The 481-nt window shown below is 41.2% G+C and carries 1 protein-coding gene; it reads right to left on the bottom strand.

The genetic code is table 11. The features are described 5' to 3' along the window. A partial coding sequence (locus tag VF685_RS14060) for a transposase (protein ID WP_440203686.1) occupies positions 1-421 on the bottom strand: 421 nt, incomplete at its 3' end. Positions 422-481 lie beyond the last annotated feature (60 nt).

The raw sequence follows: 481 nt of genomic DNA, 5'->3' as shown, positions 1-481 counted from the left end.
GCTTGTCTGTAATATTGGTAATGGCACCCTCGGAAATATCCAGTGCATACATATCGGCAATATGTTTTTGAATATCACGGTAGCTCATGCCGAGCGCAAACAGTGAGATGACTTTACTGTCGATCTCTTCAGAGAGTTTGGTTTGATTTTTCTTGACGAGTTGAGGCTCAAAATCACCAGTGCGATCACGAGGTGTTTCCAGTTCAAATGAACCGGAGGATGATTTTACGGTCTTGCGAGAGTAACCATTCCTGCGATTGGATGGTTTAGGATTTTCTTCCAGATAGTTTTCAATTTCAGCATTTAAAGCCGCTTCTGTCAGCTGTTTGATTAGTGGTGTCAGGATACCGTTTTCACCAGTGAGGGGTTGTCCTGACTGTAATTGTTTTAAAGCTGCTTCGAAATCAAAGTTGTTTGCCATGATGTGTCATTTCCTGTTTGATTCAGTTTATTGAAATGACACAGATTTTTGAACACTACC

Source organism: Acinetobacter sp. Brlt_5 (genome assembly GCF_051949055.1).
Taxonomy (GTDB): domain Bacteria; phylum Pseudomonadota; class Gammaproteobacteria; order Pseudomonadales; family Moraxellaceae; genus Acinetobacter; species Acinetobacter indicus.
Note: the sequence above shows the minus strand (reverse complement) of the source record. Positions and strands in the feature narration are given on the sequence as shown.